The organism is Ureibacillus sp. FSL W7-1570 (assembly GCF_038593265.1).
Classification (GTDB): Bacteria; Bacillota; Bacilli; order Bacillales_A; family Planococcaceae; genus Ureibacillus; species Ureibacillus suwonensis.
This window is the reverse complement of the sequence record NZ_CP151979.1, coordinates 126,552-153,223: the sequence shown is the minus strand read 5'-3', so window position 1 is coordinate 153,223 and position 26,672 is coordinate 126,552. Positions and strand designations below refer to the sequence as shown.

Sequence of the window (26,672 nt, the reverse complement as noted above, 5' to 3'; positions counted from 1 at the left end):
ATAGTCTTCGTCACTACAGCGGAACATCGTAATTTAACGCTTCCCATAGAAGCACAAAATGAATGATATCATAAATTATTTCAATGCGCAACCAAAATTGAATCATGAATAAATCTACTAAAAGGGATGTTTATTCATATTAAAATTTCTTTTAAGATATTCATGTTTTTGCACTATTTCTTTTCAACATTTCGATAAATTCTTTTTGTTTCGGCGTCAATTCCATTTGTTCCAATAAATCGGGTCTCCGCTCAAAAGTCCGTTTGAGCGACTGCTCCATCCGCCATTCTTCAATTTTTTGATGGTTACCGGAAAGCAGCACATCCGGCACCTTCATTCCTCTAAAGTCTTGGGGTCTTGTGTAATGAGGATGTTCCAATAGCCCTGTGGAAAAGGAATCATGAATATGGGAAGCTTCTTGTCCCAGTACGCCCGGAATTAAACGGACGACCGCATCAATGACCGCCATTGCCGGTATTTCGCCGCCCGTCAGCACAAAATCCCCGATGGATATTTCATCTGTGACAAGATGCTCCCGAATGCGTTCATCATATCCTTCATAATGTCCGCAAATAAAAACGAGTTCCTCCTCATTTGCCAGCTCTTCCGCTTTCTTCTGAGTAAACCGTTCACCTTGTGGGCACATCAGGATCACCCGGGGTTTTCGGCCTTCGGTAATTGTTTCCACCGCACGAAACACCGGCTCCGGCTTTAATACCATTCCCGCTCCGCCGCCATAAGGATAGTCATCTACCTGTTTATGCTTGTTGTCGCTAAAATCTCGGATATTGGATACTTCAATTTCCACCAGACCTTTTTCTTGGGCCTTTTTTAAGATGGATGAACCAAACACGCCCGGAAACATTTCCGGGAATAAAGTAAGCACATGTATTTTCATGACAATAATCCTTCCATCACATGAATGGTAATTTTTTTATTGTTTACATCAATCTCTTTTACGACATCTTCAATGTATGGAATGTAATGTTTTTTTCCTTTTTGATCTTTCATTTCCCAAACATCATTGGCACCCGTTTCTAAAATATCAGTAATTTCGCCTAGATGTTCGCCTTCTTCCGAATAAACTTGGCAGCCGATGATTTCAAAATAATAATATTCATTTTCTTCCAATTCATCTTCATTTAACTGGTCTTTTGATATTTTTAATAGGCTGTTTTTAAAAGGTTCCACTTGATTGATGTTATCATAACCTTCGAAAGTCAATAAAATAAAGTTTTTATGCCTTCTGGCGTTTTCCACCGTCACCCATATCGGTTCGGAACGATCATCTTTGAAAATGGCGAGTTTCGAACCTTTTTTGAATCGAATCTCTTCAAAATCTGTGGATGAGAGCACCCTTACCTCTCCACGGATGCCATGGGTATTGACGATTCGCCCCACATTTAACCATTCCATTCAACGAAACACCTCTTTATTTTGAAGTTTTATAATCACTGATTTTTTCGTTTCCTTTATAATGGTACACAATCTATTTTGATGTTCCCACCGGAATTTCATTTATAAAAATAATGCCAAAATCTTCACCAATCCATCAATCCCTGGAAAATTTCTTGTTAGAAAGAATCAAAGTGCATGTCGGAACAAATTAACAAGGCCATTCACTCGCCAATACGAATAAAAAGGGGCCGAAACAGCCCCTTTTTGCATTAATCCAATATATCTACGTATGTTTTTTTCTTGTGGTGACCGCTTGCTGAATAAACAATAGTCCGAATCGCTTTCGCAACACGACCGTGTTTTCCTATCACTTTTCCCCGATCTGAAGGATTGACAAAAAGTTTATAAACGATGCGACTGGCGTTTTCATCTTTTTCAACGCGCACGTCTTCCGGATAGTCAACAAGTGGTTTTACGATTGTTTCAATCAGCTTTTGCATGCGGACACCTCCCAATTTGAAAATTAAGCGTTTTTATTGAATTTTAAATTGTGGAATTTTTCCATAATTCCTTGTTGTGAGAATAAGTTGCGAACAGTGTCGGATGGTTTCGCACCATTTGCCAACCATTTAAGAGCTTTCTCTTCATCGATGTTTACAGTTGCTGGCACAGTTAGTGGATTGTAAGTACCAACTGTTTCAATTGAACGTCCATCACGTGGTGAACGGGAATCAGCAACTACGATACGATAGAAAGGAGATTTTTTAGCTCCCATACGTTTTAAACGAATTTTTACTGCCATGTTAATTTTGCACCTCCGAATTAGTTTTACACAAGATAGAATAATAACAGTGTTTCATTTGTTTGTAAAGTGTTTTTTCTTAACAGTTCATTATTTCTTTTATTAAAACTTAAAAAATGAATCGAGGCCAGGAATTTTCATTTTTTTCTTGCCTTTTCCCTGCGCCATGCCCGTCATTTGTTTCATCATTTTCTTCATATCTTCAAATTGTTTCAGCAACCGGTTGACGTCTTGAATGGATGTACCGGAACCTTTGGCGATCCGTTTTTTCCGGCTCGCATTGATGATTTCCGGATGCTCTCTTTCCTGCGGTGTCATGGAATACACAATCGCCTCAAGACGGTCGATTTGCTTTTCATCGATTTGAATATTGTTTAAACCTTTAATTTTATTGAATCCCGGAAGCATTTTGAACAAATCTTCCAATGGTCCCATCTTCCGGACAGCTTTGAGTTGTTCCACAAAATCATCAAAGGTGAAGGTTTGGGTTTTGAATTTTTCCTCCAGCTCTTTCGCTTTCTCCATATCCACATTGGCCTGGGCTTTTTCAATCAATGACAGGACGTCACCCATTCCCAAAATTCTGGATGCCATCCGTTCCGGGTGGAATGGTTCCAAAGCGTCCATTTTTTCGCCCATACCGACGAATTTGATCGGCTTCTCAGTCACGGCACGGATGGAAAGCGCCGCACCACCGCGGGTATCGCCGTCCAATTTTGTCAAAATGACGCCCGTGATTCCGATTGTTTCATTGAAGCTTTGCGCAACATTCACCGCATCTTGACCGGTCATCGCATCAACAACCAAAAATACTTCATCCGGTTCTTTGATTGCGCGGATATTTTTCAATTCTTCCATCAATTCTTCATCGATATGTAATCGACCCGCTGTATCGATAATGACCACGTCAAAATGTTCTTTTTTCGCGTGTTCGATGGCTTCTTCCGCAATCTTTACAGGTGAAACATCCGCCCCAAGGGAAAACACCGGAATGGAAAGCTGTTTCCCTAAGGTTTCCAATTGTTGGATGGCGGCTGGACGATAAACGTCAGCAGCAACAAGAAGCGGTTTCCGATTATATTTTTTTCTTAAAAGATTCGCCAATTTCCCAGTCGTCGTCGTTTTACCTGCACCTTGCAAGCCGACCATCATAATGACCGTTGGAGGCTTTGGATTAAATTTGATTTGACTATGTTCCCCACCCATCAATTCCGTCAATTCATCTTTTACAATCTTGATGACTTGTTGGCCGGGTGTTAAACTTTTCATCACTTCTGAGCCGACTGCCCGCTCGCTAACCCGTTTGACGAAGTCTTTCACCACTTTTAAGTTGACGTCGGCTTCGATCAAAGCGAGACGCACTTCCCGCATCATCTGTTTTACGTCCGCTTCGGTCACTTTTCCTTTGCCTTTGATTTTCTGGATTGTGCTTTGGAGTCGCTCTGATAATCCTTCAAATGCCAAACTTTTCGCCTCCTAATCCGTTTCTTTTAATTGATCGATTAATTGTAATTGTTCTTCCACAGGCGCTTTCTCTTGTATTGCGGCAACCAGCTTTTCAATCGTTTCCTGACGCTTTTGAAACTTTTCGAATAATTTCAGTTTATCTTCATATTCTTCAAGCATTGCCTCCGTGCGGCGGATGTTATCGTATACAGCTTGTCGTGAGACTTTGTAACTTTCTGCAATTTCCCCCAAGGAAAGATCATCCAAATAATAAAGCTCCATGTATGCGCGCTGTTTATCCGTTAACAAGGCTTGATAAAAGTCGAAGAGAAAATTCATCCGCGTCGTTTTTTCAAGTAACATCGAATGTCTCTCCAATCATAGTTTTTCTATTGTATCATATCGATTTTGAATATACGTGTCAAGTAAAATTCCTTTAACAAGACAACATTTTCAAGAATTTGTCAATCATAGGGCAGTCCGCCCAAGCCAAATACCAATGAAGCAAAAAAAGGGGCTGGGACAAAACTAGCTTCTAGATAGGAAAAAGGAGAATTTGAGTTGGCTCAAATTCTCCTTTTTCCATTTATCCCCATTATTTTTGGTTAGTTGATCTTTGTTGGCCGTGTATTTTCGTAAATTCACGGCCATTAAGGCAATGCCCATTTCATTTTCCACTTTCGATTTTCCTCGAACGGAAAATCGAGTGAAACGCAAATTAGCCTTCAAGAATCCAAAAACTGGTTCTACGTCTATTTTACGTTGACGGAAAATAGAACCAGCTTTTTCTTCTGAAAGCTTCGCTCTTACATATTCTTTTTGTTGTTCCCATTTTTCATTCACCATGACCTTTCGGTGATTGCCTTCCTTTGCTTTTGTGCATGATGAACGAAATGGACATCCTGAACAGTTTTCACATTCATAGATTTTCAATTCTCGTTTGAAACCAGTCTTATCTGTACGTACAGAACGATAACGGAAGGTTACTCGCTGCTGATTTGGACAAATGTAGGTATCACTTTCTTCGTCGTACATCCAATTGTCTGGATGAAATGGATTTTGTTTATATTTCTTCTTTTGTTCTTTCTCATACATGGTATATGGAATGAGTGCCTCACATTTTCGATTCGAAAGGATGTCTTCATAGTTTTGTTCACTACCATAACCAGCATCTGCGACAATATACTTTGGCAACGGAAAATAATCCTTTTCTATCTTATTCAAGAACGGAATTAATGTACGTGTATCAGTAGGATTTGGAAAGATGCTATAAGCTAGTGCGTATTGACCTTCTGTTGCGATTTGTACGTTGTATCCAGCCTTCAATTGACCGTTTTTCATATAGTCGTCTTTCATTCGCATGAACGTCGCATCTAAGTCTGTTTTGGAATAACTATTCCGTTCACCCAAGATTTCGAAGTCTTTTTGATACTTTTGTTTACGTAAAATCAAGTCAATCAACTGTTTGTACACTCGCTTCGGATATTTCCGTTCGCTTCTTAATGCTTTTCGTTCTGTGGCATCGGGCGATGCTTCTATCTTTTGGTCATATTCCGTAATCACTTCATCGACTTGTTGCACCATTTGAGCGAGTTCTTCAACGGACAGTTCTCCCTCATTTTCCCGCTCCATTTCAGGGATGATTTCCTTCTCTAACAGTTCGTTGTAGAGCTGATTGGATTTTTCAATTAAGCTTTGGTTGTATTTTTCAATGGATTTCTTCCATACGAAAGTAAATTTATTGGCATTCGCTTCAATCTTCGTACCATCGATAAAAATGGCTTCTTGATCGATTAACTTTTCTTCCACCAGTTGGCAACGGAATTGGACAAAACATTGACGAATTAATTCTTTTACTTCCGGATGCACACGAAAACGATTGATCGTCCGATAACTTGGTTCATATCCTTGTGCCAACCACATCATTCGTATACTGTCCTTTAATAGCGCTTCAATTTTTCGACCTGAAAAGACAGACTGCGAATAGGCACACAAAATAATTTTTAGCATCATGCGTGGATGATAAGCAGGACAACCTGTATTTCGAAGAAACGGCTGGAAGGCTTCATCTGGAATACTTTCAACTAAATGGTGAATGTGGAAGGCAATATCATTTTCTTGTAATTTTATTTCTAAATCTAGAGGCAAAACTAATTGATTCATGTTATAATATTTGAACATAAGGACCCTTCTTTCTGTTAGTTTTGGTGGTAACTTAATTTTAACAGAAGAGGTCCTTATTTTTTATTGAAAAAATGAAGAACAGCTCATGAAATTTCATTCCAAAATTTCATGAGCTGTTTCCATTTTAGAGGGGGTTTTGTCCCAGCCTCTTTTTCATCTTTCCATTATTCCGCTTTATTCAATTCTTTATCCAATGAATCGGCAAACAGTCCATATACATAGCGTTCCGCATCAAATGGCTGCAAGTCGTCGATTTTTTCGCCCAAACCAACAAATTTCACCGGAATATTGAGTTTGTTTCGGATGGCCAACACGATACCGCCTTTTGCTGTACCGTCCAGTTTTGTCAATACAATTCCCGTCACATTTGTTGCTTCTTTGAAAGTTTGGGCCTGGATCAAGGCATTTTGGCCGGTCGTCGCATCAAGGGCAAGAAGCACTTCATGCGGGGCATTGGGAATTTCACGGGAAATGACGCGATGGATTTTTTCCAGTTCCTTCATCAAATTCACTTTATTTTGCAAACGTCCCGCCGTATCGCAAATCAAAACATCTACACCGCGTTTTTTCGCCGCATTGATGGCATCATAGATGACCGCAGCAGGGTCGGACCCTTCAGATTGTTTGATCACTTCACATCCTACCCGGTCTCCCCAAATTTGAAGCTGCTCAATGGCGCCGGCACGGAACGTATCGCCTGCCGCCAGCATGACGGTTTTCCCTTGTTTTTTCAAACGGTGGGCAAGCTTCCCGATTGTTGTCGTTTTCCCAACACCATTTACCCCTACAAATAAGATGACCGTCAGCTCGCCATCCGGCTGCAAGTTCAGTTCAGAAATGCCTTCCTCGCCTTGTTCATAGATTTCCACCAATTTTTCGCAAATAATTTCATAAATGCCATCCGTATCTTTTATATTTTTGCGCTGCACTTCAAAGCGAAGTTCATCCATCAACTCCATGACTGTTTCAAATCCGACATCCGCTTGCAGCAATATTTCTTCCAGCTCTTCAAAAAACTCTTCATCCACTTTCCGATAGCGGGCGATTAAATCGTTCACTTTGGAAGTGAACGTGTCACGGGTTTTTGCAAGACCCATTTTGAATTTTTGCGTAATGGACCAAGCGGATGGTTTCTTTTCTTCTTCCGCCTCCACCGTTTCTTCTTTTTCTTCCCCGGCTATTTCTTCATCCTGTTGAGTTTCCTCAAGGGCAGTTTCTTTTTCTGTGCCGGCCGGTTCTTCTTCTATAACTTGCCCTGCATCTTCAACCTCATTTTGTTCAGTTGATTCCTCAACCGTTTCTTGCTGTATTTGTTCTTCCGTTTTACCGCTTAGTTTTTCCTTTAATCGTTTAAAAAAGCTCATGTTTATTCGCTCCTTTGTCCAACAAGTACTGCTTCATCTTCCAATTTCACCGAAACCAGTTTTGACACGCCGGATTCCTGCATCGTAATCCCATACAACACATCGGCTCCTTCCATCGTTCCTTTTCGATGGGTGATGACGATAAATTGCGTGTCCCGGCTCAATTTTCTTAAATATCGGCTATATCGCTCAACGTTTACTTCGTCCAGCGCCGCTTCCACCTCGTCCAAGATGACAAATGGAACCGGCCGGGAATTCAAAATGGCAAATAGCAGGGCGATTGCCGTCAAAGCCCGTTCCCCACCGGAAAGCAAGCTCAGGCTCTGCAGTTTTTTTCCTGGCGGTTGGGCGACAATTTCTATTCCTGTTTCCAATAAGTTGTCAGGGTCCAATAAAATCAAATCGGCATGGCCTCCGCCAAACAATTCCTGGAACACTTCCCGGAATTGTTGCTGAATCTTATCAAAGGACTCTTTAAAGCGGGTCGCCATTTCTTCATCCATTTCCCGGATCGTTTCATTGAGAGTGTTTTGCGCCTCAATTAAATCATTCCGTTGTTCCGTTAAAAAGGTATGCCGTTCCAATACCCGCTCATATTCTTCAATCGCGGTTAAATTGACCGGACCCAATTCTTCAATGGAGAGTTTCAACAGTTTCACTTTTTTTCGGATGTGTTCCACATCTTCCATTTCAACCGCTTCATTTTTTGCTTCTTCAAAATCAATCTCATACTGTTCTTCCAGAAGATTGTTCAGCCGGTTGATTTCAAATTCAATGCGGCTTTTCTTCACATCCATCGAACGCAATTGTTCCAAATAGCCTTTGTGAACTCTTTGCAATTCTTTTAATTGTTCATCCAATTGAGCAAGTTGCTGCTGACAGTCAATGCGAGTCCGCCTTTTTTCCTGAATCGTTGAGGAACACTGTTCCCGTTTTTCGATCCATTCTTGAATCGCCTTTGTTATTTCTTCTTCCGTCAGTTCGTTTTCCTGCTCATTTTGAATCCATTCAATTTCTCGGGAAATAGTGTCGATTTGTTGTAGAAGTTTTGAGCGTTTCAACTCAATGTCCGCCGTTTGAATCTGGAGTTGATTCAATTGTTCCTGCAATACCGCAAGCTCTGAACGTTTTTTCGCCGACTCTTCGCGGAGCAGATCCTTTTCCGTTTCGCTTTTTGCTTTCGCCTTTGATAGTTGCTCCACTTTCCCGTTCACTTGCTGCAATTCCCGTCTTAATTGGAGAAGGCGTTCTTCAACTTGGCTCTTTTGCTTCAATAACGCTTCCCTTCTGGATGAAGCGGTATTTTTTTCGGAAGAAGCTAAACTAACAGTAGTTTTTAAGTTTTTCTCTTCCAATTCCAGTTCAACATATTTGGAATGCAACTCCATCTCTTCTTGGCGGTATTGTTCGGATTGCATTTTTAACATTTCCGCTTGTCCTTGCAAGTTTGTCAACGATTCTTTTTCTCTTGCAAGTGTTTTCTCCGCCTGGGAAATGGATTGTTCCATTTGGGCTAAATGGGCCTTCAGCTGCTCCAATTCCGCTTTTCTAGTAAACAATGTATTTTGTTGCTTCATGGAACCGCCTGTCAGCGAACCGCCGGCATTGACGATATCTCCGTCCAACGTCACCACCCGGTATTTATAACCGCATAATTTGGCAATCTGACTTGCCCCTTCAAGGTTTTCCGCAACGAGAACGTTGCCGAGCAAGTATTCCGCAATATTGCGGTTTTGCTCATCAAATCCAACTAATTCATGGGCGAGTCTAATGAATGCCGGGTGATTCAACGCTTGCCCGATTTGGGAAGGGGACAGCTTCCGGGATTTCATGACGTTTTTTGGGAGGAAAGTGGCACGGCCGGCTTTTTTCGCTTTTAACCAACCAATGGCTTTTTGGGCATCCTGTTCCGTTTTTGTGACGATATGTTGGGTGGCTGCCCCCAAAGCCGTTTCAATCGCTTTGGAATATTTTCCTTCCACTTTCAACAGTTCTGCAACGGCGCCTTCAATTCCCGATAATTCTCCACGCTCTCTTGCAAGCAATATCTCCTTCACACCATGAGCGAAGCCGGAATAGTCCGATTCCAATTCTTCGATCGCTTCTTTTCTGGACTTCAATTGTTGTTGATGCTGATACGCTTTATACAGCATTTGTTGTTTTTCGTCATAAGAAGAAGTGGCGGCTTTGAGTTGACGTTGCAATTGTTCATATTGTTCCAATACTTCGCCCAATTTATTTTTAAGTTTTTCCAGCTTCTCCGCAATCCCGTTTTTTTCGCTGGACACTTGCGCCAACTTTTTCAACATTTCTTCCGAGCGGTCATTTATCCGTTCTTCCGTTTCTTCATATTGCGCCAGTTGTTGTTCTATATGTTTCAGTTCATTCTTCGCCGTCGCTTCTTCGTTTAACAAATCGATATAGAGATTTTTTTGCTCTTCTATTTGTTGTTCCAATTGGGAAACCGAACTGTTGAGAGACATATCGATTTGTTTGATTACGGCTTTCAATTGTTGGATTTCATTTTTCTTCATTGCAAACAATTTCTTGTTTTCTTCCTCATTGTTTGCCAGTTCCTTCTCTTCCGCTTCCGCTTCTTTCAGCGATTGCTGCAACTGTTGGAACTGCTTTTCCGCATTGGAACGCTTTTCCTGCACAAGGGCTTTTCGGCCTTCCCAGCGTTCCACTTCCGCACTGGCTTCAACCAAATGTTCTTGCATTTCGTCAATGGATGAATCAATGTGTTGAATGGTTGCACGGAGATTATCCACTTTTATTTGCAGTTCTGCAATTTCAGATGCCTTCTTCCGCTCCTCGCGTTCCAGCTGATCATGGTCTTCCATTACAGCGGACAACTCGTCATGATATTGTTTCAAATCATGGACAATGAGAGAAATGTCCAATTCCCTCAATTCTTCCGTCATGCGAAGATAATCTTTTACAGTGGAACTTTGAATTTTTAATGGTTCCAAGCGGCTATCCAGTTCATGTAATATGTCCAGTACCCGATTTAAATTATCATCGGTCTCCAACAATTTTTGTTCTGCCTTTTTCTTTCGCAGTTTATATTTTAAAATACCCGCCGCTTCTTCAAAAATGATTCGACGGTCGTCCGGTTTGCTGTTTAAAATTTCATCCACACGGCCTTGGGAAATAATTGAAAACGCTTCTTTCCCCAATCCGGAATCCATGAATAAATCCGTAATGTCTTTCAAGCGGCAGTGCTGGTTGTTCAGCAAATATTCGCTTTCTCCTGAGCGGTACACCCGTCTAGTTACACTGATTTCTGAAAATGGAATACCGACTTTTTCATCTTCATTGTTTAAAATTAATGTAACCTCCGCAAAGTTCAAAGGTTTTCTGGAAGCGCTACCGGCAAAAATCACATCTTCCATCTTCGAGCCGCGCAAACTTTTTGCCGATTGTTCCCCCAAAACCCACCGGATCGCATCGGTCACATTGCTCTTTCCGCTTCCATTCGGACCGACAACGGCCGTCACGCCCGGGACAAAATCGATGCCGATTCGATCCGCGAAAGATTTGAAACCTACTACTTCAAGCCGTTTAAGGAACATGTTATTCCTCCTTGTGCAAGGACTGATTTAATGCAACCATTGCATTTTGAGCAGCCTGTTGTTCAGCCTCTTTTTTCGATTTTCCGCGACCGATGCCAAGTTCCTGATCGTTTAATAGCACCCGGGATACAAATGTCCGATTATGGGCCGGTCCTCTTTCATCGATAATTTCATAATGCAGAACGCCGGTATTGGATTGTTGCACCATTTCCTGGAGTTGACTTTTAAAATCCATCACATGCGAAAAAGCACCGACTTCCACTTTCGGGAACACGACTCTTTCCAAAAATTGAAAGACTTTATCAAGCCCCTGATCCAAATAAAGGGCGCCGATAAAGGATTCAAACACATCGGCAAGGAGTGCGGGGCGTTCTCTTCCACCTGTCAATTCTTCTCCTTTTCCTAAAAGAACGTACTTTCCAAAATTCAATTCATTGGCGAAGATGACCAGGGAAGGCTCGCAAACGATGGATGCCCGAAGTTTCGTCAATTCTCCTTCGCTCATATGCGGATAACGTTCGAATAAATATTTTGATATGGAAAGTTCAAGGACCGCATCTCCTAAAAATTCCAAACGTTCATTATCGGCAAAATGTTTTTTGCGATGCTCATTCACATAGGATGAATGGGTAAATGCCTGATATAACAAATTTTTATTGTGAAAAGAGATATTTAATTGTTCTTGCAACTCTTCGAATTGTTGTTTCACTTGTTCAGGATATACACCATTTTTTTGTTGATTTCCTTTTCTTTTGATTGTCATGAATAATCTGCCTTCCTATCCGTTTATGTCGTAAATGTTACTTATTCGAAGTAGTAAAGATATGAGGACAAAAGGTTTATCCCCATATCTTCACATCGAATAAATATAAAAAGTGGTTTTTGTGCATTTCAAATGCATTATTTTTATTATACCCCAAAATGACTACACATTTAGTATTTTCTTCATAAGATTTTAAGCAATGAAAAGAGGCACCCATCAACCACGTACGCGCGGGATGTGCCTCTTTGAGATTAGTTTAATTTACTTTCAATATACTTAACTGCATCTCCAACAGTTACGATTTTTTCTGCATCTTCATCAGAGATTTCCATATCGAATTCATCTTCCAATTCCATTACTAATTCAACAACGTCTAATGAATCAGCACCTAAATCTTCGCGGAAAGATGCTTCTTCCGTTACTTCGCTTTCGTCAACGCCAAGACGGTCAACGATTACTTTTGTTACACGTTCTAATACTGTGCTCACTTCGGTCACCTCCCTTCAATAGTATACAAGAAAGTGTTTCCTGTTCATAGAGAAATTCGTTCTACGAAGGTGAAAACCTCTAATTTATGTTAAAGGAAAGCAGTTCACTTTTGGATTACATTGCGATGCCGCCATCGACATGGAGAACCTGGCCGGTAATATATTCGGCATCTTCGGAAGCCAAAAATACGACGGCTTTTGCCACATGTTCAGGCTGACCGAATTTTCCGAGTGGAATTTGAGTAAGCATGGTGTTTTTCACATCTTCCGGAAGAGCGTCGGTCATTTCCGTTGTGATGAATCCCGGCGCTACGGCATTGACTAAAATATTTCTGGATGCCAATTCTCTTGCCGTCGTTTTTGTCAATCCGATCACACCGGCTTTGGCAGCCGTATAATTGGCTTGTCCGGCATTACCGGTTACACCTACAACAGAGGCGATGTTGATGATGCGGCCGGAACGCTGTTTCATCATTTGACGTGTAACCGCTTTTGTGCAAAGGAATACGCCCTTCAAATTCGTCTCAATGACGTCATCCCATTCATCTTCTTTCATGCGCATCAACAAATTATCCCGGGTAATTCCGGCATTGTTGACGAGGATATCGATGGATCCAAATTCATCCAATGCCGTTTTCATCAAGTTTTGTACGGATTCATTATCCGCAACATTTGCCTGGACGGCAATGGCTTTTTGACCCATTTTTAAAATTTCTTCCACCACTTCTTCCGCTTTTTCTTTGCTTCCGCCGTAGTTAACGACCACATTGGCCCCTTCTTTTGCCAGCTCCAAAGCGATCGCTCGTCCGATTCCTCTGGAAGCTCCTGTCACCACTGCTGTTTTTCCTTCTAATTTTCCCATATTTTCACCCCTTTAATTCCTTCACAACTTCCTCAAAAGTTGCTTCATCATAGACACAATAGGTTTTCGCTGAGCGGTCGATTTTACGAACAAGGCCGGAGAGCACTTTTCCCGGGCCGCATTCGATAAATGTCGTTACACCCAATTCCAACATTTTGCGGACATCCCGTTCCCATTGCACCGGGCTATATACTTGTTCCACCATTTCTTTTTTAATGGATTCCACATCTTCCAGAATTTCAGCATGTACATTGTTGATGATTGGAATTTTCGGCTGGGAAATGGCCACTTGTTCAATTTCTTTTTCCAGTTGAACAGCGGCAGGTTTCATCAATTCGCAATGGAAAGGACCGCTCACATCGAGTGGAATCGCTCTTTTCGCTCCACGTTCTTTCGCTAATTGGGAAGCCTTTTCCACCCCTTCTTTTGTACCGGAAATTACGATTTGACCTGGGCAATTCAAGTTGGCAAGCTGAACCAAATCCCCGCCTTCGGTGATTTCAGCGCAAACTCCTTTTAACGGCTCTTCTTCCATCCCTAATATGGCCGCCATGGCACCAAGCCCCGCCGGCACCGCTTCATTCATATAAAGGCCGCGCTTATGAACGATTTTGACCGCATCTTCAAAGGAAAGGGATTCAGCGATGACGAAAGAACCATATTCCCCTAAAGAATGTCCGGCCGTATAGTCAGGAGTGATTCCCGCTTCGATCAACTTGGATGCAATCATGACGCCGGTTGTCAAAAGGGCCGGTTGCGCATGATACGTTAAAGTCAATTCTTCTTGCGGACCTTCCAGCATATATTTGGACAGTTTAAAATTCAAAGCTTGATCCGCACGATCATAAAAAGCTTTGCACGCTTCATCATTCGCTACAAGTTCCGCCCCCATTCCCACCTTTTGGGAGCCTTGTCCTGGAAAAATAAATGCTATTTTTGACATTTGCCGTCTCCTTTACTCTTGTTCTTTTTGACTTTCCAATATCGCTTTCTTCATGACGTTGACAATGTCATGTTCGACCATCGTCGCCGCTTGACGGATTGTATTGTAAATCGCTCTCGAGTCAGAGGAACCATGGGCTTTTACAACTGGGGCCTGCAGACCGAACAGCAATGCGCCGCCATGTTCGGAATAATCCAGTTTATTTTTTAACCCTTTCAATTCATTTTTCACGAGCAATGCAGCCAGTTTCCCTTTGGCAGAAGCCATGAACACATCTTTTATCATCTTCATTAACGCTCCTGCCGTGCCTTCGATGGACTTTAACACCATATTGCCGGTAAAACCATCCGTTACAACGACATCCGCAACTCCATCAAGCAAATCGCGGGCTTCCACGTTGCCGACGAAATGCAAATCCGCTTGTTGCAATTTCTCATATACCGATTTGGTCAATTCATTTCCTTTGTGTTCTTCCGTTCCGATATTCAACAACCCGACACGGGGTTTCTCGATGCCTCTCACCTTTTTGGCATAGATATTTCCCATGATGGCAAATTGGACAAGATTTTCAGGTTTCGCTTCCGCATTGGCGCCTAAATCCAGCATTAAAAATCCCTTGCCATCGATTGTCGGCAGCGTTGTTGCAAGGGCCGGTCTTAACACGCCATCAATGCGGCCAACTTTAAACAATCCGCCGGACATATACGCCCCTGTATTTCCTGCAGAAATGCAGGCATCCGCTTTCCCTTCATGTACAGCTTCCAACATCCGTGTCATGGATGAATCTTTTTTCCGGCGGACGGAACGGACCGGCTCATCGTCGCCTGTGATCACCTCTTCACAGTGAATGATTTCCACCCGCTCGTTTTGTACAATATATTTCTCCAACTCTTCTTTTTTTCCAAATAGTTGTATTTCAATATTGGGGAAATCTTTTAATGCCTCATTGACGCCTTCTACTATGGCTTTCGGTGCATGGTCCCCACCCATACCGTCAATTGCGATTTTCATTTTTGTTCACCTTCACCTTTCGTGCGATACATTTCGAATTCGCCTTTAAACACAGGTTCATTATTTACCGTTGAGATGACATCGATATACGTTCGGTTTTTTTCTTTATTGGTTTCTCGGACAATGGCTTTCGTAACAACACGATCTCCTGCACGAACAGGTTTTAAGAATACCACATTTGCCCGGACCGTCAATGCGAGTTCATCATCGATCACTGCAACGCAAAGGGAGTTTGCCTGGGCAAACAAATGATGCCCCCGTGCGATGCCATTTCTTTGAAAGACATGTTCTTTTTTTACATCAAAAATGGATATCGCCCTTTTATCCAGTTCGATATCGATGATTTCACCTATCACTTCATCAATAGGCAACGATTTTACTTCGTTTTCAAGATTTCTTTCTGCGACATCTTTAATCCGTTCTCTCAGTTCCGGAATCGAAAGTTCCATCCGATCAAGGCGAATCGTCTGAACGCTCACGCCAAATTTCGCAGCCAATTGTTCATCCGTGACGAATGGATTTTCCTCAATCGTTTCTAACAGTAACTGTTGCCGCTCTTTCTTCGATTTTTTCATCAACATTCGCCACCTACTTCCTATCCCATATTAGCACTTGGTACTAACACCAGTATACATTTCCATAAAAAAGAACGCAACAACGAATTGTTACGTTCTCCCATTGAATTTAATTCCATCCGCCAACGCAGTTCCGCTTAATTTAGGCAATTGAATGGAGAGGTTTGCACTTAATCGATTCTTTCTCCGCTTAATGCCCCGGATGCTTCCAACATTTTTCGTAAATGCTCATATTCATCTTCCAGCCAGAAGCGCTCGTCATAGACGAGTTTTGCCGCATCATTGCGGGCCACTTCCAACACGCGGTAATCATGCACCAAATCTGCCAGCTTAAACTCTGGCAAGCCGCTTTGCCGTTTACCGAAGAAATCCCCAGGGCCACGCAATTCCAAATCCTTTTCGGCCAATCGGAAACCGTCCGTGATTTCGGTCATGCTTTTCATCCGTTCGATTCCTTCTTCGGATTTGGGATTTGCAAGCAACACGCAATAGGATTGATAATTTCCGCGCCCAACCCGGCCGCGCAACTGGTGGAGCTGGGCAAGCCCAAACCGGTCCGCATCATAAATCAACATGAAGCTCGCATTCGGCACGTTCACCCCCACCTCAACGACCGTTGTGGAAACAAGCACATGGATTTTTCCATCTTTAAACGCCCGCATCACATGATCTTTTTCATCTGAAGGAAGCCGGCCATGCATAAGGCCCACTTCGTAGCGTCCGCCAAAAATCGTTCTTAATTGTTCATAAACTTCCACCGCATTTTGCACATCAATCTTTTCGGACTCTTCGATCAGCGGGCAAATCACATAGGCTTGGCGGCCTTTTTTCAGCTCCATTTCCATCTTCGTCAAGCACGCATTCAGCTGCTCTTTTTTCATCCAATGGGTTTCAATCTGCTTGCGTCCCGAAGGCATTTCATCGATGACGGAAACATCCATTTCCCCAAAGGCTGTAATCGCAAGCGTCCTCGGAATTGGCGTGGCCGTCATAAAGAGCACATCCGGATGCATCCCTTTATCGCGCAATATTCTCCGCTGTTCCACCCCAAAGCGGTGCTGCTCATCGGTAATGACAAATCCTAATTGATGGAAGGTCACATCCGGCTGAATGAGGGCATGGGTTCCAATAATCACTTGAATTTCGCCCTTTTCCAACTGCTCCAAAATCCGCTTCCGTTCCTTCGTCTTTGTGGAGCCTGTAAGCAGCGCAATGTTCACTCCCATCGGTTGATATAAACTTTGAAGGGATGCAAAATGCTGCTCAGCCAAAATTTCCGTAGGAGCCATCAAAGCCCCTTGGTAACCGGCAGTCACACAAGCATAAAGGGCGATTGCGGCAACGATTGTTTTACCGGAACCGACATCCCCTTGCAAAAGGCGGTTCATACGATAAGGGGACTTTAGATCCCGGCAAATTTCATTGACGACCCGTTTTTGGGCATTCGTCAATTCGAAAGGGATCTGGCTTATAAATTCCTTCAATTTCTGCAAGTCATATTGGATGGCAATCCCTTTTTCCTGTTCTTTTCTTGTTTTCCGCAATGCCTGAATACGCAGTTGGAACATCAGGAGTTCTTCGTATACAAATCGTCTGCGGGCTTGTTTCAAATGATCTGCACTTCTCGGAAAATGAATCCCTTCCAGCGCCTCATCAATGGCCAAAAGTTTATATTGTTCTCTCAAACCTTTTGGCAGATTTTCAACCAATTGATCTTTTGACAGATCAAGCGCCTGCCTCATAAACTTGCGGAACCGGTTTTGATGCAAATTGCCTCTCAACCGGTAGACGGGTTCAAAATCTTGGCCGTTCTCTTTCGGTCCGAATCTCACGCTGGATGCGGTAATCGTTTGCCGACCCCGATCCCATTTTCCGGATACGGTAATGATCGTTCCGGGTGTCAGCCGGTCCTTCAAATAATGTTGGTTAAAGAAAACCACTTTAACAATATGCCGTCCAGCCAATACGCTCACTTGCAGTCTTGACTTGTTGCGTCCCATAAAAAAGACGAGAGGCTGACTTTCCACTCTTGCTTCGATCGTCACTTGTTCGTTATGGGGGGTTTCAACCAAATCTTTTATTCGAAAATCTTCATAACGGAATGGAAAATACATGAGCAGATCCCGCAAATGGTGAATCCCCATTTCTTTCAATATTTCAGCGGTTTCCGATCCCACACCTTTTATATTTGTAACGGGTTCCAATTCAATTTGTCCCAAAACCACTTCACGCTCCAAATGTTCGCAGCTTTTCTTTGTTTGAATTCAGTGTAACATGAACGGTCAATTTCTATCAAAATAATAAATTCCTTATCCGGTTTGAAGGTTTACTCAAAATAAAAAAACGTCCCTGCTAGAGACGCTTTTTATTCTACAGAGAAGATAAACGGATATAACGCTTGTTTTCCATCAATGATTTCCAATTCCACATCCGGATATTGTTCCTCAACGAATCCAACAATGGCGTTGACGTCCTCCTCCGATACTCCTTCACCGTAAATCATCGTTACGATTTCCGTATCATCTTCAACGAGCTGGGACAATAAATTCCGGGCGGCATCCAGCATATTGGATGTAGAGTCGATGATTTTTCCATCGGCAAGCGCCATATAATCATCTTTATGAATTTCTACACCATCAATGGTTGTATCCCGTACGGCACAAGTGATCTGACCTGTTTTCACACTCGCCATCGCTTCTGTCATCGCTTCTTTATTTTCTTCAACGGATGCTTCTGGATTGAATGCGAGAATTGCCGCCATCCCTTGTGGAATCGTTTTTGACGGCACCACAGCGGCTTCAATGTCCAATAATTCCACCGCTTGTTCAGCAGCCATGATAATATTTTTATTGTTAGGCAAAATTAATACCTTTTCCGCACCGATTTCTTTTACCGCTTTTACAATGTCTTCTGTGGAAGGGTTCATCGTTTGGCCGCCTTCAATCACATAAGACGCTCCGATGCTCTTCAGCATGTCGCTGATTCCCTCACCCATCGCCACCGTCACAACGGCGTACGGATGTTTTTCCTTTGGCCGGCTTTCAGTCTTCTCCTTATTAACAATCGCTGAATGCTGTTCTCTCATATTGTCCACTTTAATCTTGATTAAGCTTCCATATCTTTGCCCTTCATTCAGAACAACTCCAGGTGTTTCAGTATGAATATGTACTTTTACGATTTCATCATCTGAAACAACGAGCAAAGAGTCTCCCAGTTTGCTCAAATCTTCCCGGAACTTTCCTTCATCAAACGGCTCTTTCTCCGGTTCAAACCGGACCATGATTTCAGTGCAATAGCCGAATTTGATGTCTTCCGTGCTCATGAATTCCTGGGCACGATGGTGCTCTGCATTCACCAATTCTTCCAAATTATCAACTTTCGATTTTTGTGGCAGCGCTTCCCCTTTTAGAGATGCCAAGAAACCTTCATAAATGATGACAAGGCCTTGCCCGCCGCTGTCCACAACCCCTACTTCTTTTAACACAGGAAGCAAATCCGGCGTGCGCTGCAAGGAGTTTTTAGCTTCTTCTACAATCGCTTCCATTACTTTCACAATATTGTCTTCATGCTCTGCCGTTTCCACACCTTTGGCAGCCGCTTCGCGGGCAACAGTTAAAATCGTTCCTTCCACAGGCTTCATAACTGCTTTGTAGGCAGTGTCAACCCCTGCTTGAAAGGCTTGGGCAAACTGTTTCGCATTGATTTCGCTTTCTTTTTCCAAATATTTTCCGAAACCGCGGAATAATTGGGATAAAATCACTCCTGAATTTCCACGGGCTCCCATCAATAATCCTTTTGCCAAGCTTTGAGCGGTTTTGCCGATATGATTTTGGGCATTTGCCTGCGTTTCTTTTGCCCCGGAGATCATCGATAAATTCATATTGGTCCCTGTATCGCCATCCGGCACAGGAAATACGTTTAATGAATCTACAAAATCTGCATTCTGAGTCAGATGGTGCGACCCCATTTGGACCATCTCCGCAAATTTTGTTCCGTCTAATAACTTCATGTTGATTAATATCCTCCTCTATTCACCGTTCATTACTCGAACGCCTTGAACAAATATGTTCACGGATTTTACGTTCAAACCTAATGTCTTGTTAATGGTATATTTTACTTTTGATTGGACTTGATAAGCCACTTCGGAGATTTTTGTCCCGTAGCTGACAATAATATACATATCGATGTGCAGGTCTTCCCCATCCTGGCGGACAATGACACCTTTAGCAAAATTTTCTTTTCTCAATATTTCTGTTAAACCGTCACGAATTTGGTGTTTGCTCGCCATTCCTACAACACCGTAACATTCAGTCGCCGCTCCACCCGCAATCTGAGCGATTACATCATTGGAAATATCAATTTGGCCATAATCATTTCTGATTTCGATTGACATGATACTGCCTCCTTGGCTCATTTTAACTAAATTAATTGTACTACACAAAATTTGATTATAAAAGATAACGTTGAGAATCGTCCAGTTCATCACGGTTTTCCAGCCAGTTTTGTCGATGTTTGCGAAATTTTGCCGGCTAATGATTAGATTTTCCTTTTTCCTTATTTTTATTTCACCGCTGTAAAGTAATTTTTCTTGAATCCTTTCCTGAAAAGAGTTGCATAGATTGTTTGTCTATGTTAAATTATTATGGTATGTGAATACTCGCACTGAGGAATTATTCAGATTGATCTGTAAGGAGGGAATATAGATGCCAAAAAAATGTGTTGTAACTGGTCGTAAAACTCGTACAGGTAATAAACGTTCTCACGCAATGAACGCGAACAAACGTACTTGGAAACCAAACCTTCAAAAAGTACGTATCTTAGTTGATGGCAAACCAAAACGTGTTTGGGTTTCTACTCGCGCTTTAAAATCAGGTAAAGTAGAACGTGTATAATAAAACACATATAAAAGTGTAAGTAAAGTCGTCTGATGCGCACTTTACTTACACTTTTTTATTGCAAAAAAATACCACCCAAAACCGGATGGGTGATATTCCGAACCAATGAATGATTATGAAACGAAATGATTTCATAACGCATATTATTCTTTTCTTTTTTTCTTTTTATTGCTGCCTGAAAATAAATTGATGCAGGAACGGGTAAGATTGCTTAAAAACTTTGGCAATTGGAAAGTATAAACTCGCACAATCAAACCTCCTTATAAGTCACTGCTTCTTATCATTAAACATATGCCTGAAGAAAAGGAGATATAACCTTGCTCATCCACTAGCTCATTGCTGGTGAACCGGCTCGACCCCACTTCGATTCTTTCGCTTGTCGTCTCATACTTGACGCCGCGCAATGTCACATTTTCCACCGCTTGCTGAAAAGAGAAGAATGAAAGATAACGGTACTTTTCATCTCTGACGATCGTATGCTTTCCCGGCAACAGGATGCTGATTTCATTATGTCTATTAATAATTTTATGTTCGATGTGCGGATAATGTGATTTCATATGATAAAGGGAGCGTACGGCCGCTGCAAAGTGGTCCAGACGTCCGCCGGTTACCCCCGTAATGAATATTTCATTTGGATTGTAAGAGATGGCTTTGGCAAGCGCCAGATCCGTGTCGGTTTCATCTTTTTCCGCGCGATGTTTTTCGATTTTTTTTACTTCCCTGCAAATCTTCTCCCATTCCTGTTCTGTCAACGAGTCAAAATCCCCGATCACTTCATCGGGAACGATTCCCTCTTCAAGTAGATAGAGAGCGCCGCGATCCGCTCCGATATAATAGATATCATGGTCATTTCTGAATCTGTCAAAGGAGCATAATTCATACTTTGGACCGCCTGCGCAAATCAATACTTTCCTCATGTTCAAATTGCAGCCTCACCACTCGTTTTTATTGCTTGCAAAGCGGCTTTCCGGTCTTTTTGATTATAGATCGCTGAACCGGCCACGAAAATCGTTGCCCCCGCTTTTGCACAAGGCACGATTGTTTCTGCCGTAATGCCCCCATCCACTTCGATTTCCACATTTAACCCTTTTTCTTTTATCATGTTGGAAAGAGCTTCAATTTTTGGCACAACGCTTTCGATAAACTTTTGTCCCCCAAAACCAGGGTTGACCGTCATCAACAAGACGAAATCCACATCGCCCAACACATGTTGGATTATTTCAATCGGCGTGTGGGGATTTAGTACAACCCCCGGTTTTACACCAAAAGAACGGATTAATTGAATGGTGCGGTGCAAATGAGGACAAGCTTCCACATGCACAGAAATCCAGTCCGCTCCCGCTTTCGCGAAGGCTTCAATATATTGATCGGGATTTTCGATCATCAAATGCACATCCAATGGCAATGTGGTCAAAGGTCTCAACGCCTGTACGACAATCGGGCCCATTGTAATGTTTGGAACGAAATGGCCATCCATCACATCAATATGAATCAGGTCAGCTCCCGCTTCTTCCACTTCTTTTACTTCTTCGCCCAATTTCGCAAAATCCGCTGATAAGATTGATGGTGCAATTTTAATCATGTCTAATACCTCGGCTTTCGATCAATGATTTCTTGTAAAAATTGTAAATAATGCTCATAACGGAATTCCTGGATCTCTCCGGACTCCATACCTTCTTTTATGGCACATTTCGGTTCTTTTAAATGGAGACATCCACGGAATTTACACTCATCTTTTTTTCTCTCGAACTCAGGAAAACAACTTGGCAAGTCTTCTTTTTCGATATGATCAAAGTCGAATGAACTGAATCCAGGTGTATCTGCCACAAGTCCACCGGCCACTTCAATCAATTCCACATGTCGTGTCGTATGTTTGCCTCTTCCCAAAGTTTGGGAGATTTCCCCTGTTTTTAAATTTAACTCCGGAATCAAGGTGTTTAATAATGTGGATTTTCCGACACCGGATTGCCCTGCCAACACCGTTGTTTTTCCTTCCAAAAAGGGTTCAAGTTTCTCAAGCAACTTAGGATCGTGTTTATAAGTATCTATCACTTCATACCCGATTTCTTGATAGATTTTTATATATTGTTGGATTTCTTCTTTTTCATTTTCCAAAAGCAGATCCATTTTGGTCAAGCAGATGATTGGCGTCACTTGATGGGACTCCAATACGACCAAAAACCGATCCAATAAAATCAGATTGAAATCCGGCTCTTTCACGGAAAAAACGAGCAATGCCTGATCCACATTGGCAATTGGCGGCCGAATCAATGCATTCTTCCGGGGGAAGATTTTGGTGATCACCCCATCGGAACCTTCTTTTTCTTTTGCGTATTCGACAAAGTCGCCGACGAGAGGTTGTTCCCCCCGTTTCCGGAAAACCCCTCGTCCACGGCATTGCAATAATTGTCCTTCGTCATATACATAGTAGTATCCGCTTAAAGCCTTTCGAATTTGCCCATTAGGCATCCCATTCCTCCTTCATCTGCTCACTCGTATGGAATTGTTTTTTCTTCAATGACCATTGAATCTTTTTCGATTCGGTATGCTGCTGTAGAACCTTCTTCAATCACCAATTGAATACGATATGTCGTATCTTCCGTAATCGTAAATTCATCATAAGGCTTCAACATATTGTTGGATTTATCCTGAATGAAAATTCTCACTTTCTGCGGTTGTCCCGTCAATGCATGATCATATGGGATCACCACATCTTTTACATAGACTTTTTCAAGTTTTTGTTTAGGTCCTTTTGAAATGGTAACGTTAATCGTTTCCCCAATTTCCAATTTTGTATTCGGCTTTGGATCCTGGGAAACGACGCTGCCAGCCGGTATATTGTCGGAATGGACTTCTTCGACAATTTTAATTTTATAGCCTGAACTTTTCTCATATTCCCTCATGGCTGACTGATTATAGCCAGTCAAATCCGCCACCGTGCCGATTTGTTTTCCTTTGCTCACCGTCAATGTGATAACCGTATCTTCCGGAACCACCGCCTCGCCCGGTGAAGGGTCTTGGCTGATGATTGTTCCTTCCGATTGATTGGAATATTCCTCGACCACATTTACATCTTTGAATTTATCACGAATAATGGAAAGCACCTGATCCAATTGTTTTCCGACATAGTCTTGCATTTCGACCTCTTCATCGCCAACCGATACGATCAAGTCGATTTTCGAGCCTTTCGCCCTTGTCAATCCGGCTTTCGGGTCCGTTTCGATGACCAACCCTTCTTCCACTTCATCGGAATTCTTTTCTCGTATTTCACCGATTTCAAATCCCGCTTTCTCTAATACGTCAGTGGCTTCTTCCACTTCCATATTCGAAACATCCGGTATTTCCACCTTATCCGGAAGAATCAAGTTAATCAAAACAATGAACAGGATAATTAGAAGAAGAGCTGCTCCTCCAATGATTGCCCACAGTTTTTTTCTATTTTTCTTTTGTTTGACCTTTTGTTTTTTCGTATTTTCCTTTTCTTTCCCATTATTCGTTATTTTATTTTTTTCAGAAAGGGCAGGCTTTATTTCTTTCGTTTTAGCCATATCATCGATTGGCAAAGACTCCTTGATAATCGGAATGGCTTTCGTTTCTTCATTATCTATCGGTGGACGGAATTTCGGTTCGTTCCGCCTGCTGGGAGACAATACAGTTTCCAAATCCGCCGCCATTTCTTCCACAGAAGCATAACGGTGATCCGGATTTTTCGCTGTCGCCTTCAAGATGACATTTTCCAAACTTTGTGGAATCGACGCGTCAAAATCCCGGACGGAAGGTGTCTCTGCCTGCAGGTGCTTCAAGGCGATCGATACTGGAGATTCCCCAGAAAAAGGCACCTCTCCGGTCAATAGCTCATACAAAACAATTCCTAGAGCATAAATATCGGATTTTTTCGTCGCAACGCCTCCGCGTGCTTGTTCCGGCGATAAATAATGGACTGTTCCCATCACCGAATTTGTTTTTGTATAACTGGTCGCGGCAAGGGAGGTCGCAATGCCAAAATCCGTTATCTTCACATTTCCGTTTTCGTCCATTAAGATATTCTGAGGTTTGATGTCACGGTGTATGATTTGATTCTCATGGGCGTGGCTGATTGCGCTCGCCAGTTGCTTCATAATTTGGACGCTTCTGGCAGGGGAAAGAGGAGCATTTTCTTTTATGTACTGCTTCAGCGTTTTCCCTTTTACATACTCCATGACAATATAGTGCATATCCCCGTCTTCGCCTACGTCATAAATGCTGACAATATTCGGATGGGTCAAACTTGTTGCAGATAAAGCCTCCCGATGAAAACGGCGCATACTTTCTTCTTCATTTGCCGAATCATAGCGCAATACTTTGATTGCCACATCCCGATTTAAAATCATGTCGTGAGCTAAATATACATTGCTCATGCCACCGCCGCCGATAAGTTTGATTACCTTATAGCGATCATTTATGCGTTTTCCTTCAAGCACACTTTACACCTCCTCTTCCGTCATCATCAGCAAGATAAGGGAAATATTGTCTTCCCCACCGCTGTCATTGGCCAATTGGACAAGTTTCCGCCCTTTTTCGGAAATCGGCATTGGATAAGTGATAATGGCCGCCATTTCATCCGTTGATATTTTATTGCTCAAACCGTCTGAACAAATGAGCAAATAGGAATATTCTTTTAAGGTCAATTCGTAAAAATCCGGTTCAATTGTTGGCTCCGTCCCCAAAGCTTTTACAATAAAATTTTTCTGAGGATGATTTTGGGCTTCTTCTTCACTGATTTCACCGCTGTCCACCAAAATATTGACATATGAATGGTCCCTCGTAATCAGATCCACGCTGTTGGAAGTGAAATGATAAACCCGGCTATCGCCAATATGGCCGATCAGGCAGTGGTTTTTGTCGATCAACACAGCAATAAAGGTCGTCCCCATGCCTCTGCATTTTTCATTTTCCAACGAATAGTCGTAAATTTTTTTGTTGATATTGGCAATGGATTCTTCCATCCATTTCCGCTTTTCTTCCACACTTGCATTTTGAAACTCCACTTGCAAAAAATAATTGGTCATTTCCTGGATGGCCATTTCACTTGCCACGTCACCCGCGTTATGACCGCCCATTCCATCGGCGAGCAGCGCAAGTTTCAATGAATCCGGGCGCTCCAGAAAAGCTGCCCTGTCTTCATTGACGACTCTTTTTCGCCCAACATCACTTTCCACAGTAAATTTCACAATGGTCACCTCGTCTCGTGAACTCTCTCTTTCGCCCGTAATTGTCCACACGCTGCATCAATATCCGAACCGTGTTCCCTCCGGATCGTTACATTGATGCCATTCTTTTTCAAGGCCTTCTCAAAGGCAAAGATTTGATTTCTCGGAGTGCGTACATAATTCCGCTCCGGCACATAGTTGACCGGAATCAAATTGACGTGGCATTTAATGCCTTTGATGAGTTTCGCCAATTCTTCCGCGTGCTCGATTGTATCGTTGACACCACCGAACAGTCCATATTCAAATGTGACGCGGCGTCCGGTCTTCTCCGTATAATATCGGATGGCCTCCATCAATTTGTCCAATTTGTAAGCCCGGGCAATCGGCATTAACCGTTCCCGAAGTTCCTGATTTGGCGCGTGAAGGGACAATGCGAAATTAATTTGCAGTTCCTCATCGGCAAACTGATAAATTTTTGGTATTATGCCTGAGGTAGAAACGGTGATATGACGCGCTCCAATGTTTAAACCCTTCTCGTGATTGATGACAGTCAAAAATTTCATCAATGCATCATAATTGTCGAATGGTTCACCGATTCCCATCACGACTACATGGGACACCCTTTCATCCGCTTCATCCAAAGCTTGCTGCACTTTGACCACTTGCTCCACGATTTCTCCCGGAAGCAAATGTCTTTTTAATCCGCCCAATGTAGAGGCGCAGAAGGTACAGCCGATACGGCAACCGACCTGCGTCGTCACACAGACGGAATTTCCATAATCATGACGCATCAATACGGTTTCGATGGAGTAGCCGTCTTGCAATTGAAACAGGAATTTAATCGTTCCATCCTTTGATTCCTGCTTTACAATTGTTGAAAGGGTTGTCATGGCAAATTGTTCTTTTAATTTTTCTCTCAGAGGTTTTGGCAAATTCGTCATATCATCGAACGTTTTTACCCGCTTATTATAAAGCCAATCATAAATTTGGGCGGCACGGAACGGTTTTTCCCCTTGATCCGTCAGCCACTCTTTCAATTCATCCAATGTGAATGAATAAATGGACTCTTTCAAATCGGGCTTTTCTTTTTTCTTTCGTTTCTGTGGTGTTTCCGCCTGCTCAACCAACTCATTAATACGTTCATTGAAAATATTGTTATCCATTCTTGATTAGGATT

At 42.4% G+C, this 26,672-nt stretch carries 26 protein-coding genes; 1 reads left to right on the top strand and 25 read right to left on the bottom strand.

The window, feature by feature from the left end; translation table 11 throughout:
* Nucleotides 1-160: 160 nt before the first annotated feature.
* From trmD to NST13_RS00675, 18 genes are all read right to left on the bottom strand, one after another.
* Complete coding sequence (gene trmD / locus NST13_RS00760) at nt 161-898, bottom strand: tRNA (guanosine(37)-N1)-methyltransferase TrmD (RefSeq protein ID WP_342469894.1); 738 nt, start codon at nt 896-898, stop codon at nt 161-163.
* On the bottom strand, nt 895-1,416 hold the full coding sequence (rimM, locus tag NST13_RS00755) for a ribosome maturation factor RimM (protein ID WP_342469895.1): 522 nt from the start codon (nt 1,414-1,416) through the stop codon (nt 895-897). The genes trmD and rimM overlap by 4 nt, the downstream gene beginning before the upstream one ends.
* Before the next feature lie 251 nt (nt 1,417-1,667).
* Nucleotides 1,668-1,898 carry a KH domain-containing protein gene (locus NST13_RS00750; RefSeq protein ID WP_342469896.1) on the bottom strand — a complete coding sequence of 77 codons (231 nt, stop codon included), beginning with the start codon at nt 1,896-1,898 and terminating at the stop codon, nt 1,668-1,670.
* Nucleotides 1,899-1,921: 23 nt separating this feature from the next.
* On the bottom strand, nt 1,922-2,200 hold the full coding sequence (gene rpsP, locus NST13_RS00745) for a 30S ribosomal protein S16 (RefSeq protein WP_342469897.1): 279 nt from the start codon (nt 2,198-2,200) through the stop codon (nt 1,922-1,924).
* A 102-nt stretch (nt 2,201-2,302) separates the two neighbouring features.
* Nucleotides 2,303-3,664, bottom strand: a complete 1,362-nt coding sequence (ffh, locus tag NST13_RS00740) for a signal recognition particle protein (protein ID WP_342469898.1) — start codon at nt 3,662-3,664, stop codon at nt 2,303-2,305.
* 12 nt (nt 3,665-3,676) lie between these two features.
* Nucleotides 3,677-4,009, bottom strand: coding sequence for a putative DNA-binding protein (locus tag NST13_RS00735; protein WP_342469899.1), 333 nt, complete (start codon nt 4,007-4,009; stop codon nt 3,677-3,679).
* A 165-nt stretch (nt 4,010-4,174) separates the two neighbouring features.
* Nucleotides 4,175-5,827, bottom strand: coding sequence for an IS1182 family transposase (locus NST13_RS00730; protein WP_342580669.1), 1,653 nt, complete (start codon nt 5,825-5,827; stop codon nt 4,175-4,177).
* Between the two features lie 167 nt (nt 5,828-5,994).
* The gene (gene ftsY / locus NST13_RS00725) at nt 5,995-7,194 is read right to left on the bottom strand and encodes a signal recognition particle-docking protein FtsY (RefSeq protein WP_342469900.1); all 1,200 of its coding nucleotides are present in this window, start codon (nt 7,192-7,194) and stop codon (nt 5,995-5,997) included.
* 2 nt (nt 7,195-7,196) lie between these two features.
* Nucleotides 7,197-10,769, bottom strand: coding sequence for a chromosome segregation protein SMC (gene smc, locus NST13_RS00720; RefSeq protein ID WP_342581145.1), 3,573 nt, complete (start codon nt 10,767-10,769; stop codon nt 7,197-7,199).
* 1 nt (nt 10,770) lies between these two features.
* Nucleotides 10,771-11,532 (bottom strand): ribonuclease III, encoded by a 762-nt coding sequence (gene rnc, locus NST13_RS00715; RefSeq protein ID WP_342469902.1) that lies wholly within the window; start codon nt 11,530-11,532, stop codon nt 10,771-10,773.
* Nucleotides 11,533-11,783: 251 nt separating this feature from the next.
* Nucleotides 11,784-12,020, bottom strand: a complete 237-nt coding sequence (locus NST13_RS00710; RefSeq protein WP_342469903.1) for an acyl carrier protein — start codon at nt 12,018-12,020, stop codon at nt 11,784-11,786.
* Between the two features lie 115 nt (nt 12,021-12,135).
* The gene (gene fabG / locus NST13_RS00705; protein WP_342581144.1) at nt 12,136-12,882 is read right to left on the bottom strand and encodes a 3-oxoacyl-[acyl-carrier-protein] reductase; all 747 of its coding nucleotides are present in this window, start codon (nt 12,880-12,882) and stop codon (nt 12,136-12,138) included.
* A gap of 4 nt (nt 12,883-12,886) precedes the next feature.
* Nucleotides 12,887-13,825, bottom strand: coding sequence for an ACP S-malonyltransferase (gene fabD / locus NST13_RS00700; RefSeq protein ID WP_342469905.1), 939 nt, complete (start codon nt 13,823-13,825; stop codon nt 12,887-12,889).
* 12 nt (nt 13,826-13,837) lie between these two features.
* Nucleotides 13,838-14,836: a phosphate acyltransferase PlsX gene (gene plsX / locus NST13_RS00695; RefSeq protein WP_342469906.1), complete on the bottom strand. Its 999-nt coding sequence runs from the start codon at nt 14,834-14,836 to the stop codon at nt 13,838-13,840.
* Nucleotides 14,833-15,411 (bottom strand): transcription factor FapR, encoded by a 579-nt coding sequence (gene fapR / locus NST13_RS00690; RefSeq protein ID WP_342469907.1) that lies wholly within the window; start codon nt 15,409-15,411, stop codon nt 14,833-14,835. Before fapR ends, plsX begins: the two co-directional genes overlap by 4 nt.
* A 170-nt stretch (nt 15,412-15,581) precedes the next feature.
* Nucleotides 15,582-17,636, bottom strand: a complete 2,055-nt coding sequence (gene recG, locus NST13_RS00685; protein ID WP_342581143.1) for an ATP-dependent DNA helicase RecG — start codon at nt 17,634-17,636, stop codon at nt 15,582-15,584.
* 140 nt (nt 17,637-17,776) lie between these two features.
* A complete protein-coding gene (locus NST13_RS00680; RefSeq protein ID WP_342581142.1) occupies nt 17,777-19,420 on the bottom strand; it encodes a DAK2 domain-containing protein in 1,644 nt (547 codons plus the stop codon).
* Between the two features lie 18 nt (nt 19,421-19,438).
* Nucleotides 19,439-19,804 (bottom strand): Asp23/Gls24 family envelope stress response protein, encoded by a 366-nt coding sequence (locus NST13_RS00675; protein ID WP_342469910.1) that lies wholly within the window; start codon nt 19,802-19,804, stop codon nt 19,439-19,441.
* Between the two features lie 310 nt (nt 19,805-20,114).
* Here NST13_RS00675 and rpmB point away from each other — a divergent pair, with 310 nt between their 5' ends.
* Nucleotides 20,115-20,303 (top strand): 50S ribosomal protein L28, encoded by a 189-nt coding sequence (rpmB, locus tag NST13_RS00670; protein ID WP_096550629.1) that lies wholly within the window; start codon nt 20,115-20,117, stop codon nt 20,301-20,303.
* Nucleotides 20,304-20,449: 146 nt separating this feature from the next.
* Here rpmB and spoVM read toward each other — a convergent pair whose 3' ends face one another.
* Genes spoVM through rlmN form a run of 7 tightly spaced genes read right to left on the bottom strand, consistent with a single transcriptional unit; the run spans nt 20,450 to nt 26,658 of the window.
* Nucleotides 20,450-20,554 (bottom strand): stage V sporulation protein SpoVM, encoded by a 105-nt coding sequence (gene spoVM / locus NST13_RS00665; RefSeq protein ID WP_342469911.1) that lies wholly within the window; start codon nt 20,552-20,554, stop codon nt 20,450-20,452.
* Between the two features lie 12 nt (nt 20,555-20,566).
* Nucleotides 20,567-21,223 (bottom strand): thiamine diphosphokinase, encoded by a 657-nt coding sequence (locus NST13_RS00660; protein WP_342469912.1) that lies wholly within the window; start codon nt 21,221-21,223, stop codon nt 20,567-20,569.
* 2 nt (nt 21,224-21,225) lie between these two features.
* Nucleotides 21,226-21,888 carry a ribulose-phosphate 3-epimerase gene (rpe, locus tag NST13_RS00655; RefSeq protein WP_342581141.1) on the bottom strand — a complete coding sequence of 221 codons (663 nt, stop codon included), beginning with the start codon at nt 21,886-21,888 and terminating at the stop codon, nt 21,226-21,228.
* Nucleotides 21,889-21,890: 2 nt separating this feature from the next.
* Nucleotides 21,891-22,775, bottom strand: a complete 885-nt coding sequence (gene rsgA / locus NST13_RS00650; protein ID WP_342581140.1) for a ribosome small subunit-dependent GTPase A — start codon at nt 22,773-22,775, stop codon at nt 21,891-21,893.
* Nucleotides 22,776-22,795: 20 nt separating this feature from the next.
* Nucleotides 22,796-24,766: a Stk1 family PASTA domain-containing Ser/Thr kinase gene (gene pknB / locus NST13_RS00645; protein ID WP_342581139.1), complete on the bottom strand. Its 1,971-nt coding sequence runs from the start codon at nt 24,764-24,766 to the stop codon at nt 22,796-22,798.
* 3 nt (nt 24,767-24,769) lie between these two features.
* On the bottom strand, nt 24,770-25,516 hold the full coding sequence (locus NST13_RS00640; RefSeq protein ID WP_342469917.1) for a Stp1/IreP family PP2C-type Ser/Thr phosphatase: 747 nt from the start codon (nt 25,514-25,516) through the stop codon (nt 24,770-24,772).
* 5 nt (nt 25,517-25,521) lie between these two features.
* Nucleotides 25,522-26,658 (bottom strand): 23S rRNA (adenine(2503)-C(2))-methyltransferase RlmN, encoded by a 1,137-nt coding sequence (gene rlmN / locus NST13_RS00635; protein ID WP_342581138.1) that lies wholly within the window; start codon nt 26,656-26,658, stop codon nt 25,522-25,524.
* Between the last annotated feature and the right edge of the window lie 14 nt (nt 26,659-26,672).